Here is a 17,646-nt window from a genome sequence, read left to right on the forward strand (position 1 = left end):
GTGTTTCTGGTATCCGGAATATTCCGCGGGGATGTTTTATGAAGACTGCGCCTGCGCTTTCTTCTCGTCTTTGATCTCCTGCGGCGTTTTCGGCAGCAACGGAGTCACGGGCTGATCGACAATACGTGTCACCAGCAGCTGATCAATCTTGTAGCTGTCGATATCGACCACTTCAAATTTGTAGCCTGAGAATTTCACAAAGTCCGTACGCTTAGGAATTTTACGCAGCATAAACATCATGAAACCACCGATGGTTTCGTAATTACCTGCCTGCGGAAATGCTTCAATGTGCAGCACGCGCATCACGTCTTCGATTGGCGTACCGCCTTCAATCAGCCACGAGTGCTCGTCACGGGCCACAATCTGCTCTTCCATACCCTGGCCGACCAGATCGCCCATCAGCGTGGTCATCACGTCATTGAGCGTGATGATGCCGACCACCAGGGCGTATTCATTGAGGATCACCGCGAAGTCTTCACCGGCGGCTTTAAAGCTTTCCAGCGCTTCCGACAGCGTCAGTGTGTCAGGCACGATCAGCGCGTTGCGGATCTGCACGCCGCTGCTCAGCATTAAACTCTGATTACCCAGCACACGGTTCAGTAAGTCTTTGGAATCGACGTAACCCACCACCTGATCGATATGGCCGTCGCAGACCAGGAATTTGGAGTGCGGATGCGTCGAGATTTTTTCTTTGATGCTTTCTTCGCTTTCGCGCAGATCGAAGAAGATGACGCTTTCACGCGAGGTCATGGAAGAGGGAACGGTACGCGATTCCAGCTCGAACACGTTCTCAATCAGCTCGTGCTCCTGTTTACGTAACACACCGGCCAGTGCGCCGGCTTCCACCACCGCATAAATATCGTCAGAGGTGATGTCGTCGTTACGCACCATTGGCAGTTTAAACAGGCGGAAAATCATGTTCGCCATGCCGTTGAAGAACCACACCATCGGGCGGCACACCAGCAGGCAGAAACGCATCGGGTTGACTATACGGACCGCAACCGACTCAGGTGAAATCATACCGATGCGCTTCGGAGTGAGGTCAGCGAACAGAATAAACAGACTGGTGACCAGGACGAAGGAACAGATAAAGCTGATTTGATCCGCCATTTCCGGCGACATAAAGCGAATGAAAAAGGACTGGAACGCAGGGGAGAAAGCGGCATCGCCGACAATACCACCGAGGATGGCAACGGCATTCAGACCGATTTGTACCACGGTGAAGAACAGGCCAGGGGTTTCCTGCAGTTTCATGACGCGGGAGGCATTGACGTTTCCTTCGTCTGCCAACTGTTTGAGTTTTATCTTTCGGGACGCGGCCAGCGATATCTCAGAAAGCGAGAAAAAGGCACTGATCGCGATGAGTAAGAGAATCAGTAAGATACTGTTTAACATAATCTATCCGTTTAACACCGGTATGAACCAGCAGGGAAAGGCACGTATTATTTTTGTTGCTTATTTATTGCTTAACTCAACATCGTTTTACTAACAGATTAAAAGTCGGTTCAGAAGAAAGAAGCATTAAGGATGAAAAAACAAAGATAATTGCCAGAAATAGTTTCAAAAGGCCACATTTGTGACCCGCATAGTATAGCAGCAGCACTGAGACTGCCGCCAGCGCTTAAAAATCCCGCATTATTGCGGTGGCAGACAGACGCCGATACCGCCTAAACCGCAGTAGCCTTCCGGGTTTTTAAACAGGTATTGCTGATGATCGTCTTCGGCGTAATAGAACGGCAGGGCTTCGCTGATTTCTGTCGTGATGGTGCGTTTGTCGTTCGCTTCGTCCATCGCCTGCTGGAAACTCGCCAGACTGGCCAGAGCTTGATCCTGCTGCGCCGCGCTCAGCACATACAATGCCGAACGATACTGAGTGCCGATATCACCCCCCTGACGCATGCCCTGTGCCGGATCGTGATTCTCCCAGAAGATCTGCAACAGCTTCGCGTAGCTGATGACGGAAGGATCGAAGACCACGCGCACCACTTCCGCATGGCCGGTCTGGCCGGTGCAGACTTCGCGGTAGGTCGGGTTAGGCGTAAAACCGCCACTGTAACCGGCCGCCGTGCTGTGAACCCCTTCCAGTTGCCAGAACAAACGCTCCACACCCCAGAAGCATCCCATCGCAAAAAGAGCGACTTCCATATTGTCAGGAACATATGTCATCGAATGACCATTCACGGCGTGAGTGGTTGCCACAGGCATCGGGGTTGTTCTGCCAGTCAACGCATCTTCTTGATTAACCACATGCGTTTTGTCGGAAAGTTGCACCACAGGAGACTCCATTTGTTGCATTAGTGAACAAAATTAGTAACAGACATTAGTGACCAACGGGTCACTCTTAGTTGTATCTGATTGCGTCTTTGCACACAATACGAGGAACGTTGCGCCGTCGTTGAACATTTTCAGAAGATTGGCACTAAACTGCCTTCATCAGACATTAGAAAGAGGAATCTGCCAAAGATGGGCGGATTTTCTCCGGCGGGCATCTGATATTTTAACAGGACAGCAAAATTAGCAGGAGTGCGTGTGCCACGATATCGTGAACTGGGTTTGTTATGTGTACTGCTCGCCCCCTCACTTTCCATGGCAGCGAAAGTGCGTTTGCAGCTGGAAGGCCTGGATGGCGATCTGGAAAAAAACGTCCGCGTGCGTTTATCGTCAATAGAAAGTGATGAAGTCGGCGCAAACGGGCGGTTTCGTGCGCGCGTCAGTGCCGCGATTGAACAGGGGCTGCGGCCACTGGGCTATTATTCCCCGACGATTGATTTCGACTACCGTGAGACGCCCCCGCCAGGACGTCCGGTGCTGATTGCCAAAGTGACGCCGGGCACACCGGTTAAAATCGCGGGCACCACCGTGGTGATCACCGGACAGGCGGATAAAGATAATGAATTCGAACAACTGAAGAAAACTCAGGTTCCCGCCGTGGGCACCATTCTGAACCACGGAACCTACGAGCATTTTAAAAGTTCCCTTACCGGTGTGGCACTGCGCAAAGGGTACTTTGATGCCAACATGCTGAAAAGCCAGCTGGGCGTCATCGAAGATGAGCATAAAGCGTTCTGGGATATCCAGTTCGACAGCGGCCAGCGTTACCGCTTTGGCGATGTGCATTATCAGGGCTCGCAAATCCGTGATGATTACCTGCAAAATCTGGTGCCTTTCCACAAAGGGGATTATTACACCTCCGCCCAGCTGGCCGAGCTGAACCGCCGCCTGTCTGCCACGGGCTGGTTTAATTCCGTCGTGGTTTCCCCGGATTTCACCGATGCTAAAGCCAGTAAAACATTACCGCTGAACGCCTTAGTCTCGCCGCGCACCGAAAACACCATCGAGACGGGTGTCGGTTATTCGACGGATATCGGTCCGCGTGTGACGGCCAACTGGAAAAAACCGTGGGTGAACGATCGCGGCCACAGCTTTGAAACCTCGACCACGCTGTCCGGCCCGGAACAGTCTTTAGATCTCAGCTATAAAATTCCGCTGCTGAAGTCACCTCTCGAACAATATTATCTGGTTCAGGGCGGCTTCAAACGTGAAGACCTCAACGACACCAATTCGGACTCCACCACGGTGAATCTGGCACGCTACTGGGATCTTTCCAGCGGCTGGCAACATGCGGTAAATCTGCGCTGGAGCCTTGACCACTTTACGCAGGGCAGTGTCACCAACACCACGATGCTGATTTATCCGGGCGTCAGCCTCAACCGTACGCGTCAGCGCGGCGGCCTGATGCCGACCTGGGGCGACTCTCAACGTTATTCTCTGGATGTCTCGGACACTACCTGGGGTTCCGACGTCGATTTCGCCGTGGTTCAGGCACAAAACGTCTGGATCCGTACGCTGGAAGAGAAACACCGCTTCGTGATGCGCGGCAATCTGGGCTGGATAGAAACCAACGATTTCGAACGCGTACCGCCATCGCTGCGCTTCTTTGCCGGTGGCGATCGCAGTATTCGCGGCTACAAATACAAATCAATCTCTCCGCGCGATGATGAAGGCAAACTGACCGGTGCGTCCTATCTGGGCACCGGCTCGCTGGAATATCAGTACAACGTCACCGGAAAATGGTGGGGAGCGGTCTTTGTCGATTCCGGCGAAGCGGTAAATGACATCACGAAAAACGATTTCAAAACCGGCGCGGGTGTGGGTGTGCGCTGGGCTTCACCGATCGGTCCGGTGAAATTAGATGTCGCCGCGCCGGTTGGCGATAAAGATGAGCATGGATTGCAGTTTTACATCGGCCTGGGTCCGGAATTATGAGTTTATTTAAGAAAATCTGCCTGGGAACCTTAATCTTCCTGGTGCTGCTGATTGGCCTGGTGGCCTTCCTGATCGGTACGCAAACCGGTCTTCATCTGATGATCAACGGCGCCAACCGGTTCGTGCCGGGGCTGAATATCGCCAGTACCGAAGGCGGATGGCGCGACCTGACGCTGAAAGGCGTGCATTACGAAATGCCGGGTGTGGATGTGAAAGCCGGGGAGTTTCATCTCTCCCTCGATTTCTCCTGCCTGAAAAACAGCGCGTTATGTGTGAATGCGCTGCGGGTAAAAGACGTCAACGTGGTGGTGAACACCAAAGAAATGACGCCTGCTCAGCCGCAGCCTGAACCAGAAAACAGCGAGCCGCTGACCAATCTCAGTACGCCGTATCCCATCACGCTGCGCGTCCTGACCCTGGAAAATATCAACGTAACCCTTGATGACCGTGCCATTTCTCTGGCGTCATTTCGGACCGGTGCGCACTGGGAAGGCCGTGCGATTCAGCTGATGCCAACAAACATTGGCGGATTACTGATCGCGTTGCCGAAAACACCGGTCAATCCGTTGCCGGAGGTGGTGCAGGCCGCGCAGGACAAAGCGGTGGAAAAAGCCACCGGTAAACCGGCGGAGCCTGCGGTCGTCGTGCCGGAAAAACCGCTGGGTGAGACGCTTCAGGAACTGTTTGCGAAACCCCTGCTGCCAGAGTTACCCGATTACCGGCTGCCGGTTGATCTCGATATTCAGCAGATTGTCGGGGAAAACCTGCGTCTGACCGGTGATACCGATGTGCTGATCACCCGTTTCGAATTAAAGGCCAGTACGCAGGATCAGGTTGTCAGGTTAGACAAATTACAGATCCGCTCGCCGCAGGGCGCGCTGGACGGGACCGGGCAGGCGACGCTGAATCAAAACTGGCCGGTGGACATGACCATCAACACCGCCATGAATGTCGATCCGCTTAAAGGCGAGAAGGTCAAACTGAAGGTCGCAGGCGGTTTGCGTGACAAACTCGACGTTGGCCTCAATCTCTCCGGGCCTGTGCGTGCGCAGCTGGCGTTGCAAACCCAGCTGGCGGAAGCCGGCTTACCCCTTAATATGAAGCTGACCAGTGACGCTTTGCAGTGGCCGCTGACCGGTACGCCGCAGTATCAGGTGAAAGGCTTTACATTTAACGTCAGCGGAAAAGCGACCGGTTACGCACTGTCACTGCGTTCTGATTTCAAAGGCGATCAGATCCCGCCCGCCACGCTGACCCTTGACGGCAAAGGTAACGTGGAGCAGTTCAACCTGACGCTGCTGCGTCTGGCAGCGCTGCAAGGCAATACCGATCTGACCGGCGTGGTGGACTGGAGTAAAGCCATCAGCTGGAACAGCCAACTGACGCTGACCGGCATTAATACTGCCAAACAGTATCCGGACTGGCCGGCGAAGTTGCAGGGTAAAATCACCACGCGCGGCAGCCTGTATGGCGGCACATGGCAGGTGCAGGTACCGGTACTGGATCTGAGCGGTAACGTGAAACAAAACGCCGTCAAAGCGCAGGGCAATGTGCGCGGAAACAGTTACGGTCAGTGGGATATTCCCCAGCTTCACCTCGAACTGGGGCGCAACAATCTGGATGTGAAAGGTAAGCTCAGCGATACCTGGGATCTGGATGCCAAAGTGGATGCGCCACATCTGGATGGCGCCTTGCCGGGGCTGGGCGGCGTGGCGAAAGGGATGCTGCAACTGCGCGGCGATCTGAAAGCGCCGAAGCTGCTGGCGGATCTGACCGCAACGGGGCTGAAATGGCAGGCACTGACCGTCCGGCGCGTTGACGTCAAAGGCGATGTCAGCTCCACCGATCAGATTCAGGGCAATCTGGCGGTGCGCGTGCAGCAACTGAAACAGGACGCGCTGGATATCTCCGATATCAGTCTGGACGCCAAGGGTAACGAAAAACAGCATCAGCTGACGCTGAAAGTCGAGGGTAAACCCGTTTCCGGGCGTCTGGCGCTGAAAGGCAGTTTCGACCGCGCGACCGAGGAATGGAAGGGCACCGTCGATAACACGTTGTTCGATACGCCGGTCGGCGAATGGCGTCTCAACCGGACGATCGCACTGGAGTATTTCAACAAAGAGCAACGAATCACCGTGGGGCCGCATTGCTGGCAGAACCCGAACGCCAGTCTTTGCGTACCGAAAACCATTGATGCCGGTGCCAGCGGGCAGGCCAGCGTGGTGCTTAACCGCTTTGATCTGGCGATGGTTAAACCCTTCCTGACCGATGACACGCAGCTCAGCGGCGTTTTCACCGGTAAGGCCGATGTGAGCTGGAAAGCAGAGGGCGGATTGCCTCAGGCCAGCGTCTCGCTGGTGGGCAAGGGCGTGAAAGTACAGCAACTGGTGCAGGGAAGTCCGCTGCCGGTGGCGTTTGACACGCTGAACCTGAATGCCGGTCTCAATAATGGCCGTGCGACGCTGGACTGGCTGATCAAGATTGCCAATAACGGCCAGCTGGACGGCAGTATTCAGATTGCCGATCCGCAGGGGAAACGTAATCTGACCGGCAACGTCAATATTACCCGCATCTCGATGGCGCTGTTGCAGCCAGCCCTGATGGACGGAGAAAAGGCGTCCGGCATCCTGAACGCGAATCTGCGACTGGGAGGCGACGCACAGAAACCGCAGGTGTTTGGCAAACTGGCGTTGAGCGGCGTCGATTTCGACGGTCAGTTCATGCCGTTTGATATCACCGACGCGAATATCAATATCAATTTCAACGGCATGTCATCGCTGATGGAAGGGGTGATCAAAACGGCGCACGGCCAGCTGGAGCTTAACGGCAACGCCGACTGGAGCGAGCTGAACGCCTGGCGCGCCCGTATTGCCGCACGCGGCGATCGTGTGCGGGTGTCGGTACCGCCGATGGTGCGTCTCGACGTCTCGCCGGATCTGGTGTTTGATGCCACGCCGCAGCTGTTCTCGCTGAACGGTTCGGTGGATATTCCCTGGGCGCGCATCACGGTGCAGGAGTTGCCGGAAAGTGCGGTCGGGGTTTCATCAGATGAGGTGATGCTCAACGATCAGCGTCAGCCGATTGAACCTGTGTCAGCGTCAATTCCGATCAACAGCAATCTGATGGTGAATATCGGCAAAGATGTGCGTCTGGATGCGTTCGGCCTGAAAGCCCGGCTTGAAGGGGCGTTGAAAGTGGCGCAGGACAGTCGCGGTCTGGGGCTGAATGGGCAGATTAATATTCCTTCGGGCAGGTTCCATGCGTACGGGCAGGACTTAATTGTGCGTAAAGGCCAGTTACTGTTCTCCGGTCCGGCGGATCAGCCACTGCTGAATCTGGAAGCGATTCGTAATCCGGAAGCGACAGAAAACGACGTTGTGGCCGGTTTACGGGTGACCGGCGAGGCCGATGCACCGAAACTTGAGATATTCTCAGATCCGGCGATGTCACAGCAGGAAGCCTTGTCCTACCTGCTTCGCGGGCAGGGATTAGACAATTCTGGCGGTGACAGCGGCGCAATGACCTCAGCTCTTATCGGGTTGGGGGTTGCGCAAAGTGGTAAACTTGTGGGTAAAATCGGCGAGGCGTTTGGTGTCAGCAATCTGGCACTGGATACTCAGGGCGTGGGAGACAGTTCCCAGGTGGTGGTCAGTGGTTATGTTTTACCGGGTTTACAGGTGAAATATGGTGTCGGGATCTTCGACTCACTGGCAACACTCACTTTACGCTACAGGTTGATGCCGAAGCTCTATCTGCAGGCGGTATCGGGCATCGATCAGGCCTTGGATTTGCTCTATCAGTTTGAGTTTTAATTCATGTGACTTTTACTATACGAATATAAACATGCGAATAATTGTTTACGGTAGTCTGCGACGCAAGCAAGGCAACAGTCATTGGATGACTAACGCTCAATGGCTGGGTGACCATGAGCTGGAAGGGTATGCGCTCTATAATCTGGGGCATTACCCTGCTGTGATTCCAGGGGAAGGAAAGGTCTACTGCGAAGTTTACCGCATAAACTCGTCTATCTTAGCCGAGCTGGATGAACTGAAAAGTAATACAAAAGATTATCGTCGCGAGCTGATTTCGACGCCGTACGGCAGTGCCTGGATTTATCTCTACATTCGCTCACTGGATGGTGTGCCGAGAATAGAGGGTGGCGACTGGGTAAAGCGTAACGATGCAGCAGAGTGAGTAATCTGAGCAAGGTCGTCTAAAAATAAACGTTGTGTTTCAACGCGTAATACATAAAAAAACACCGCCATCTGGCGGTGTTTTTTTTCGTCCGAACAGCGAAAAACTTATTTGTTTTTAGCGCGTTCGAAAGAAGCCACGATTTCAGATTTTGCAGCAGCAGCGTCAGCCCAACCGTCAACTTTTACCCATTTGCCTTTTTCCAGCGCTTTGTATTGCTCGAAGAAGTGGGTGATCTGGCCGCGCAGCAGTTCTGGCAGGTCGTTCACATCCTGGATGTGATCGTATTCTTTGCTCAGTTTAGTGTGCGGAACCGCAACCAGCTTCGCATCTTCACCCGCTTCGTCGGTCATTTTCAGCATGCCAACCGGACGGCAACGGATCACAGAACCCGGTTGCAGTGGGTAAGGCGTTGGCACCAGAACGTCAACCGGGTCGCCATCCAGAGACAGAGTGTGGTTGATGTAGCCGTAGTTGCACGGGTAGAACATCGCTGTAGACATGAAACGGTCTACGAACAGTGCGCCGGTGTCTTTATCTACTTCGTATTTGATCGGATCAGCATTTGCCGGGATTTCGATAACAACGTAGATATCTTCTGGCATATCTTTGCCAGCAGGTACATTCAGTAAGCTCATGGTTGGTTTCCTTCATTGAACCAGGAATAGAGTGCCGCACATTATAGCCAAGTCTCCCGTGATTTCCCGCCCTTTTCACCGAATGTCGCTTTCCAATTTTTCCGCATGACCTGCTGTTGCGAACCTGCAAAAACTTCAGGTTCGGCAGTAAAATTTACCGCCAGGTCATTTCACCGCGTAACTGCCTGTTTTTGCTTTTCTTATCAAGAAATTCAGTCAATTGCCGATAACTCTATTCAAATAAAAGTCGGGATAAACCTGACCCCTACCGCGATATGCACTTCTCCTTTTCACCTGAATGACTGGATAACACCGTATGTTGAATAAGCTGAGCGTAAAGGCCGGTCTGATCGGCCTGTTAGTGTTTATGACCCTGATTTTACTGTTGGTGAGCGTACTGGGCGCCAATGCCATCAGGCAAAGTGCGACCTCGCTGCAAAAGATTAATCAGCTGCAGGGCGAGGAGTTGGGCTCGCTGGCTGACAGCTACAGTTACTCCCTGCGCACCCGTGTTGCCAGCGGTGTGGCTGTCCGTCAGCTGGAAATCGGCATGATGGATGACGCGAAAGCAACGTCCGACCGCATTGCCGGTTACATCAAACAGGCAGATGCGGATCTGGGAAAATTCGTCAGCATAGTGGATGACACTCAGCACGGCAGGGATTTATCCGCGGCGGTGCAAAAAACCTACGAAGCTTACAAAACCAATGGTCTGGTCCCCATTCTTCAGGCGTTGCAGTCGCAAAGCGCCGACAGTTATTACGATGTGCTGGAGAATAAAATCACGCCCTACAGCAATGCTTACGACAAAGCGCTCGCGGATTTCCGTGCGTATGCGGTGGATAACACCCGTCAACGCATTGAGCAGGCGCGGGCAGAGGCGCGTATCCAGCTGACCGTCATCGTCGCGGCTTTTGTGGTGGCGCTGACGATTGCTGTCCTGGCGTGGTTTGCATTGCAGAAACTCATTATGCGTCCGCTGACGTTTTCCATCGCGCAGCTGGAATTCATTGCGCAAGGCGATCTGACACACGATATCGACGACTCTCACAACAACGAAATGGGACGCCTGCTGAAAGCCATGAAGCAAATGCAGGATTCTCTGGTGTTATCGGTTGGCCGCGTCCGCGATGCGGGTAACCAGATTGACGTGGGCTCGCGCGAACTGGCGGCCGGTAATGTGCATCTGGCGCAGCGCACCGAAGAGTCTGCGGCCTCTCTGGAAGAAACTGCCGCCAGCATGGAGCAGCTGACCTCGACTGTGCGGATGAACGCCGCAAACTCTGAACAGGCGAACCAGCTGGCGCACAGCGTTTCATCGATTGCGGACAAAGGCAGCCAGGTTGTTAATCAGGTGATGGAGAAAATGCAGGGCATCACCGACAGCTCCAAACGTATCGGCGATATCATTACTGTCATCGACGGCATCGCTTTCCAGACCAATATTCTGGCGCTGAATGCCGCCGTTGAAGCTGCACGTGCCGGTGAGCAGGGGCGCGGATTTGCCGTCGTGGCGGGGGAAGTGCGCAGCCTGGCACAGCGCAGTGCGCAATCAGCCAAAGAAATCAAAGAGCTGATTGGTGATTCAGAAAGCCGGGTGGCGGAAGGATCCAGCATGGTGAAATCTGCGGCGGCGACGATGCTGGAAATTTCCAGCGAAGTGACGCGCGTGACCAGCCTGATGCGGGAAATCTCGATTGCCACCAGCGAGCAAACGCACGGCATCGAGCAGGTGAATGTCGCGATCACCCAGATGGATCAGGTGGCACAGCAAAACGCCGCGTTAGTTGAACAGGCGACGGCGGCGACGCGTTCTCTGGAAGAGCAGGCTCAGCTGCTGGCGGCGAGCATGGCCGTGTTCAAACTGAATCAGTCTGAGCAGTACCGATCGTAAAACCGCATTTTGCAGGAAATAAAAAAGGTGGCTTAAAAAGCCACCTTTTTACGTTCAGAACAACGGTAAGGCTAAGTTACAGAGGTATCACGTTCATTCTTTGATGTTTTATTGTCGTGCCGCGCAGGGCTTATTCATCAGGGAATTGAGCGATAAAGCGTTCTGCATCTTCCACCATTGAGCAGTTACCGACGAAGAACGGCGCGCGTTCATGCAGTTTCTGCGGAATGATATCGAGAATGCGGTTTTTACCGTCGCTGGCTTTGCCACCGGCCTGTTCAGCCAGGAACGCCATCGGGTTGCATTCGTACAGCAAACGCAATTTTCCGTTGGGATGGGTCGCCGTACTTGGGTAAATGTAAATGCCACCTTTGAGCAGGTTACGGTGGAAATCTGCCACCAGAGAACCGATGTAACGTGAGGTGTAAGGGCGCAGCGTAGCTTCGTCCTGCTCCTGACAATATTTGATGTATTTTTTTACGCCGAGCGGGAATTTGATGTAGTTGCCTTCATTGATCGAATACATGCTGCCGGTTGCCGGGTAGCGTACTTTTTCATGGGAGAGGCAGAATACACCGAGTGAAGGATCGTAAGTGAAGGCATGAACGCCAACGCCGGTGGTGTATACCAGCATGGTGGACGAACCGTAAACCACGTAGCCCGCAGCGACCTGACGGTTGCCCGGTTGCAGGAAGTCAGCTTCGGTCACCGACTGGCCCAGTGGCGTGGTACGACGGTAGATGGAGAAGATGGTGCCGACCGAGACGTTAACGTCGATGTTTGAAGAGCCATCGAGCGGATCCATCAAAATGACGTATTTTGCATTCTCAGCGCGTTCGCCCTCGAAAATAACAATTTCGTCTTCTTCTTCCGACGCGATACCGGCAATTTCGCCGCGCGCTTTCATGGCTGCTTTTAACTTCTCATTCGCATACAGATCGAGCTTCATCTGTACTTCGCCCTGAACATTTTCTGCGCCGCTGGTACCGAGAATATCAACCAGACCCGCTTTGTTGATGTCACGGTGAATGATTTTAGCGCCGAGTTTTATTGCTGAGAGCAAGGCGGTAAGTTCACCGGTTGCATGAGGAAAGTCTTGCTGTTTTTCAACAATAAATTCGCCTAACGTTTTCATAACACGTTCCCTGAATCTAGGATGGATAACGGTTCGTTAATAAAACCTTTACAAGAGCGTGGGCAGTTTAGCCCAAATATATGGATGAATCATAGGCAAATCCATTTCTTCTGAAGGATTCTGAGCGGTAGAATGGCGGCTGACTTAAAGGCATTAATGGAAAACATATGCGCATTCATATTCTTGGGATTTGCGGCACGTTTATGGGCGGGCTGGCGATGCTGGCTCGTGCTCAGGGGCATCAGGTTACAGGTTCGGACGATAACGTTTATCCACCGATGAGTACGCTGCTGGAAAATCAGGGTATTGAGCTGATTACGGGGTACGATCCTGCACAATTAGACCCTCAGCCGGATCTGGTGATCATTGGCAATGCGATGACGCGCGGAAACCCGTGCGTTGAAGCCGTGCTGGAACAGGGGATCCCTTACGTGTCTGGCCCGCAATGGCTGCACGACCACGTTCTGCCTGAGCGTTGGGTGATTGCCGTTGCCGGTACACATGGCAAAACCACCACGGCGGGTATGGTGACGTGGATCCTCGAAGCCTGTGGTTATGAGCCGGGTTACGTCATTGGTGGCGTGCCGGGTAACTTTGAGGTGTCTGCACGTCTGGGCAACAGCCCGTTTATGGTGCTGGAAGCTGATGAGTACGATTGTGCTTTCTTTGATAAGCGCTCGAAATTCGTTCACTACAGCCCACGCACGCTGGTGCTGAACAACCTTGAATTCGATCACGCCGATATCTTCGACGATCTTAAAGCCATCCAGAAACAGTTCCATCATCTGGTGCGTCTGGTGCCGGGCAAAGGGAAAATCATCCTGCCCGAGCACGATACTCCGCTTAAGCAAGTGATGGCGATGGGGTGCTGGAGTGAACAGGAGTTTGTGGGTGAAACGGATGCCTGTTCGTGGGATGCGAAAAAACTGACGCCGGATGCCAGCTCTTTCAATGTCTACCTGAAAGGCGAAATCGTCGGGCAGGTGGACTGGAATCTGGTCGGTGAACACAACATGCATAACGGGCTGATGGCGATTGCCGCCGCGCGTCATGTCGGTGTGAAGCCGGAAGACGCCTGTAAAGCCCTGGGCGAATTTATCAACGCGCGTCGTCGTCTCGAACTGCGCGGCGTTGAAAATGGCGTCAGCGTCTATGACGACTTCGCGCATCACCCAACGGCGATTCTGGCAACGCTCTCCGCATTGCGCAGTAAAGTGGGTGGCACGGCGCGTATTCTGGCAGTGCTTGAACCGCGCTCAAACACCATGAAAATGGGCATGAGCAAAAACGAACTGGCGCCGTCGCTGGGGCGTGCAGACGAAGTTTTCCTGCTGCAGCCGCAGCATATTCCGTGGCAGGTAGCAGAAGTGGCTGAACACTGTATACAGCCTGCGCACTGGAGTGCAGATGTGGATTCGCTGGTGGATATGGTGATCAAGGCCTCGCTGCCGGGCGATCATATTCTCGTCATGAGTAACGGCGGTTTTGGTGGCATCCACGGAAAACTGCTGGAGGCACTGGCCGCGAAAGCGAGCCTGATACAGCAGCCATAATGTCTTCCTCAACGGCCTCAAAGCACAGCATCCGCTGTGCTTTTTTTGTCTTTAATTCCGGGCAATGGCTTATCAACAGACAAAAAAAAGCTCCCAAAAAAAGCGTGGGAGCCAAAGGGTGTCGTCGGACAGGACGACGAGGGTATCGTTAGCAAGAGAGCACGGCAGTGGCAGTGTCAGCTCTCTCCCAGCCTCAACAGCATCGTTTTATTGAGACGATCTGTGGCTGTTGAAACCCGGTAACGCTAATTCATATAAATACTCAAGCAGTGGCTTTATTTCTGGGTAACGTACAGAAGATCTTACTGATAGATTTCTGCTGTCGCGTGATAAGCACCTTCATTATGGGCTTCGATCACACGATAAGATTTAGCGCCTTTGGCATCAGCTTTGTCAGACAGCTCCTGGCGAATATCGGTTGGTGCACCATTCACTCCGCTCACGCTGATCACGCCCATAGGTTGCAGATTTTCTGCTTGCTGATTCGTGATCAGTTGCGCGGCAGACGCACCGAAAGACACAGCAGACAACAGACTAAGAGCGGCGATAGTAGTGATGATTTTCATGATAATTTCCTGATTTCACTGACGTTGATGCAATTTGAGAGAGCAACGTCGATTCAAATGTAGATTTATCAGGGCTGTTAACTGCAGTTCAGGGCGCTTAAAGCGTGCGGGAACGTAAAACGGGCAGTGATAAATCTGTTTATTCACGGGCCTGATTTATTCAGGCCCCTTCGCGATGGCTACCGGAAAGTTACTGGTAGATTTCTGCGGTTGCGTGGTAGTTACCTTCCTGACGCACTTCAATAACGCGGAAAGCTTTAGCGCCTTTTGCATCAGCTTTGTCAGACAGTGCCTGGCGGATATCAGAAGGTGCACCGGCAACGCCGCTGACGCTGATCATCCCTTTCGCCTGCAGATTGGCAGCTTGTTCCTGACTAACAGGTTGTGCTGCAAATGCACCAAATGACAGAGCAGAGAGAATGCTTAATGTTGCGATTGTAGTTTTAACGTTCATGATTTGACCTCGTCGATTTTATTATGTGTTCCAACAACTGGTGTCTCACACCACGGAAATGAGTATACATCTAGTCACTCAAAATATTAATAGTTTGCTAATAGTTATTTGAGTGGTTATGTGTGTCCTATTGGTGTTTTTAATAACGGAAAGTAATAAAAAACGTCTATAAATTGTTCAATTGGTGTTGATTTTTAGTAAAATCAATAGATTGAATGAATTTGATTATCTGTGCTTATTTTTGGTGTGAATCACATCATTGAAATATTTATGTGACGGAAATGAGCCTGTTGTGACCGGCGTTAACAGAAGAGGGCATGCGCCTTGTACCCGTTAATGGTAGAAAACCGGTATTTTTGTGCGGCATTTGAAATGTGAGCAATATAAAGGAAGGGTAAAGAGGCTGGCCTGAGGTCAGAAATTCTGTTCTTCTGACCCCCTGCACAGAAAGGGCGCTTACACCCTTGTACTATTGAGGCGGCTTATAACTCTTGTTCGAACAAACTCAGGATCGCATCGTGCAGTTGTTTAACGCTGAAACTGCGGGCAGGCGTAATGAAAATCGTATCATCACCCGCGATAGTTCCGAGGATACCCTCTGATTTTCCGAGTGAATCAAGCAGGCGGGCGATCAGCTGTGCTGCCCCCGGACTGGTGCGGATGACCACCATGGCTTCATTGTGATCAATGTCCAGTACCAGGTTCTTAAGCGGACTGGTCGTTGTTGGCACACCGATTTCAGCGGGCAGGCAGTACACCATTTCCATTTTCGCGTTGCGCGTACGCACCGCACCGAACTTGGTCAGCATCCGTGAGACTTTGGACTGGTTGATGTTTTCGAAGCCCTCCTCCTGGAGTGCGACGACGATTTCGCCCTGAGAACTGAATTTCTCTTCCTTCAGTAATGCTTTGAAGGCTTTGATTAAATCTTCCTGTTTGGCAGGATTACGCATTTTGCACCCTGGTCTCTTGATCAATGTTTGGCTGATTATGCAGATAATTGCATTTTTATGCAACAACGCAAGATACGGAAAATCCAGAACTCACCGTTCTGCAAGGAATGTGACGGGTGTCGCGTTAGTGGGTTTTTCATGAATATGCCGAAATTGTGAATTTTGAGTAAGCCTTCCGCAGGAAGTTGGACTCAACCGATTTCGATTCAGCTCACACAATGAACCAAATTTAACCATTTATTAACCTGACGTCTTTTGCGGTGCTACTTTTAAGGGGTGGCTTTCCGATAAAAGTCATAAAAGACCGGATAAGGGCGCTTAGGTGTATTTTTTTACTTTCTAAACGACCAACCTCAGATTCTCTGCAGGTGAGCGATTGTTTTTAACAGCGTAAGTGATTAAGGTCACAACCAAAATAATTCCACGACACTTATAAGTTAATGATAAAAAAGGAGTATAGGATGAAAGTTGCAGTTCTCGGTGCTGCGGGCGGTATCGGTCAGGCCCTCGCGCTTCTGCTAAAGACCCAGCTACCTTCCGGTTCCGAACTCTCATTATATGATATCGCTCCGGTGACGCCGGGCGTTGCTGTCGATCTCAGTCATATCCCTACCGCTGTGAAAATCAAAGGCTTCTGTGGCGAAGACGCCACACCTGCTTTGGAAGGCGCAGATATTGTGCTGATTTCAGCGGGTGTGGCGCGAAAACCAGGGATGGATCGCTCAGATCTGTTTAATGTTAACGCGGGTATCGTTCGTAATCTTATTCAGCAAGTGGCGAAAACCTGTCCGAAAGCCTGCATTGGCATCATCACCAACCCGGTCAACACGACGGTTGCTATTGCGGCAGAAGTGCTGAAAAAAGCCGGCGTCTATGACAAAAACAAACTTTTTGGCATCACAACGCTGGATGCGATCCGTTCTAATACTTTCGTTGCGGAGTTAAAAGGTAAACAACCGGAAGACATTGAAGTGCCGGTGATCGGTGGACATTCTGGTGTCACCATTCTGCCGCTGCTCTCTCAGGTACCTGGTGTGACGTTCAGCGAAAGTGAAATCACTTCACTCACCAAGCGCATTCAAAACGCAGGTACTGAAGTGGTAGAAGCAAAAGCGGGTGGTGGATCAGCAACGCTGTCGATGGGGCAGGCGGCTGCGCGTTTCGGACTTTCATTACTGCGAGCTATGCAGGGTGAAAGTAACGTTGTGGAATGTGCGTATGTCGAAGGCAATGGCGAGTATGCTCGCTTTTTCGCACAGCCTGTTTTGCTTGGCAAAAATGGGATCACCGAATTGCTGGACATCGGTAAACTGAGCGCATTTGAACAGCAGTCACTGGAATCGATGCTGGAGATCCTGCATAAGGATATCGAACTCGGCGAACAGTTTATTAATCACTGATTGCGTCTCTTTATAGATAACCGCCGGCTTATCCCGGCGGTTTTTTTCTTTTATCTCCCCTCGGATCTACTCTTGCGCAGCATTGGGTGTGCGGCAACGGCGTTCAATGATCTGAAAAGTCCTGGCGTCGAAATAGCGGCTTGGCCAGATAATTGAAGGATGTAGCCCCAGCGCATTCGCGATGAGCAATTCGCCCTTTGGCCATGGCCGTGTCAGAGCGTTTGATAAGGTGGAAGAGCTCAAACCTGCAGAGCGCGATACTGCTGCCAGGGTGGTTCCTTTCTTTCTGAGTGCAGCAATAATATCGGCCTGATGCCAGTCTTCGTTCCTTGTATTCATGATGGCTTCCTTATTTGTTTAATTTTATTCCGCGGGCATATTTATCGCACTTATACATTTAACGAGGGTTTGATTTATTTACGATCATTTAAATCTATGTTTCTTAAAAACCCTCATTGCTTTCATTTAGAAAAATACATTCTTATTGTGATTTAAACAAACAAGTAAATTCATGTTGCTTTTTGTGATTTATGTCTATTTTCATGATGTATCACGTGCAAAGTTGAAATTGATTAAAGTGAATGCGTTATCGG

At 51.9% G+C, this 17,646-nt stretch carries 14 protein-coding genes; 6 read left to right on the plus strand and 8 right to left on the minus strand.

Going from position 1 to position 17,646, the window contains the following annotated elements; translation table 11 throughout:
- Window positions 1–36: 36 nt before the first annotated feature.
- Both paeA and msrA read right to left on the minus strand, forming a co-directional pair.
- Complete coding sequence (paeA, locus tag J1779_RS03440; protein ID WP_056782463.1) at window positions 37–1,395, minus strand: polyamine export protein PaeA; 1,359 nt, start codon at window positions 1,393–1,395, stop codon at window positions 37–39.
- A gap of 240 nt (window positions 1,396–1,635) precedes the next feature.
- A complete protein-coding gene (gene msrA, locus J1779_RS03445) occupies window positions 1,636–2,271 on the minus strand; it encodes a peptide-methionine (S)-S-oxide reductase MsrA (protein ID WP_056782523.1) in 636 nt (211 codons plus the stop codon).
- A 315-nt stretch (window positions 2,272–2,586) separates the two neighbouring features.
- On the opposite strand from msrA, the gene tamA reads away from it, so the two are divergent.
- From tamA to J1779_RS03460, 3 genes are read left to right on the plus strand one after another with little or no spacing between them, the layout of a single operon-like run.
- Window positions 2,587–4,266: an autotransporter assembly complex protein TamA gene (tamA, locus tag J1779_RS03450; protein WP_238485052.1), complete on the plus strand. Its 1,680-nt coding sequence runs from the start codon at window positions 2,587–2,589 to the stop codon at window positions 4,264–4,266.
- Complete coding sequence (tamB, locus tag J1779_RS03455) at window positions 4,263–8,078, plus strand: autotransporter assembly complex protein TamB (RefSeq protein WP_217202881.1); 3,816 nt, start codon at window positions 4,263–4,265, stop codon at window positions 8,076–8,078. The genes tamA and tamB overlap by 4 nt, the downstream gene beginning before the upstream one ends.
- Before the next feature lie 31 nt (window positions 8,079–8,109).
- Entirely contained in the window at window positions 8,110–8,460 is a 351-nt protein-coding gene (locus J1779_RS03460; protein WP_122096280.1) for a gamma-glutamylcyclotransferase family protein, read from the plus strand.
- Window positions 8,461–8,567: 107 nt separating this feature from the next.
- On the opposite strand, the gene ppa is transcribed toward J1779_RS03460, so the two are convergent.
- Entirely contained in the window at window positions 8,568–9,098 is a 531-nt protein-coding gene (gene ppa, locus J1779_RS03465) for an inorganic diphosphatase (RefSeq protein ID WP_217202882.1), read from the minus strand.
- 316 nt (window positions 9,099–9,414) lie between these two features.
- Here ppa and J1779_RS03470 point away from each other — a divergent pair, with 316 nt between their 5' ends.
- Window positions 9,415–10,992, plus strand: a complete 1,578-nt coding sequence (locus tag J1779_RS03470) for a methyl-accepting chemotaxis protein (RefSeq protein WP_056782458.1) — start codon at window positions 9,415–9,417, stop codon at window positions 10,990–10,992.
- A gap of 130 nt (window positions 10,993–11,122) precedes the next feature.
- Here the strand turns inward: J1779_RS03470 and fbp are convergent, their stop codons facing one another.
- A complete protein-coding gene (gene fbp / locus J1779_RS03475) occupies window positions 11,123–12,127 on the minus strand; it encodes a class 1 fructose-bisphosphatase (protein ID WP_056782457.1) in 1,005 nt (334 codons plus the stop codon).
- Between the two features lie 167 nt (window positions 12,128–12,294).
- On the opposite strand from fbp, the gene mpl reads away from it, so the two are divergent.
- Window positions 12,295–13,680: a UDP-N-acetylmuramate:L-alanyl-gamma-D-glutamyl-meso-diaminopimelate ligase gene (mpl, locus tag J1779_RS03480; protein ID WP_217202883.1), complete on the plus strand. Its 1,386-nt coding sequence runs from the start codon at window positions 12,295–12,297 to the stop codon at window positions 13,678–13,680.
- 302 nt (window positions 13,681–13,982) lie between these two features.
- Here mpl and yhcN (J1779_RS03485) read toward each other — a convergent pair whose 3' ends face one another.
- From yhcN (J1779_RS03485) to argR, 3 genes are all read right to left on the minus strand, one after another.
- Window positions 13,983–14,246 (minus strand): peroxide/acid stress response protein YhcN, encoded by a 264-nt coding sequence (gene yhcN / locus J1779_RS03485; protein WP_217202884.1) that lies wholly within the window; start codon window positions 14,244–14,246, stop codon window positions 13,983–13,985.
- A gap of 190 nt (window positions 14,247–14,436) precedes the next feature.
- Window positions 14,437–14,700, minus strand: coding sequence for a peroxide/acid stress response protein YhcN (yhcN, locus tag J1779_RS03490; protein ID WP_056782454.1), 264 nt, complete (start codon window positions 14,698–14,700; stop codon window positions 14,437–14,439).
- A gap of 482 nt (window positions 14,701–15,182) precedes the next feature.
- Window positions 15,183–15,653, minus strand: a complete 471-nt coding sequence (gene argR, locus J1779_RS03495) for a transcriptional regulator ArgR (RefSeq protein ID WP_056782453.1) — start codon at window positions 15,651–15,653, stop codon at window positions 15,183–15,185.
- 461 nt (window positions 15,654–16,114) lie between these two features.
- Between argR and mdh the strand changes: the two genes are divergently transcribed.
- On the plus strand, window positions 16,115–17,053 hold the full coding sequence (gene mdh, locus J1779_RS03500) for a malate dehydrogenase (protein WP_056782452.1): 939 nt from the start codon (window positions 16,115–16,117) through the stop codon (window positions 17,051–17,053).
- A gap of 66 nt (window positions 17,054–17,119) precedes the next feature.
- Here mdh and J1779_RS03505 read toward each other — a convergent pair whose 3' ends face one another.
- A complete protein-coding gene (locus J1779_RS03505) occupies window positions 17,120–17,392 on the minus strand; it encodes a helix-turn-helix domain-containing protein (protein WP_056782451.1) in 273 nt (90 codons plus the stop codon).
- Between the last annotated feature and the right edge of the window lie 254 nt (window positions 17,393–17,646).

The sequence above is a fragment of the Rahnella rivi genome, from assembly GCF_019049655.1.
Classification (GTDB): Bacteria; Pseudomonadota; Gammaproteobacteria; order Enterobacterales; family Enterobacteriaceae; genus Rahnella; species Rahnella rivi.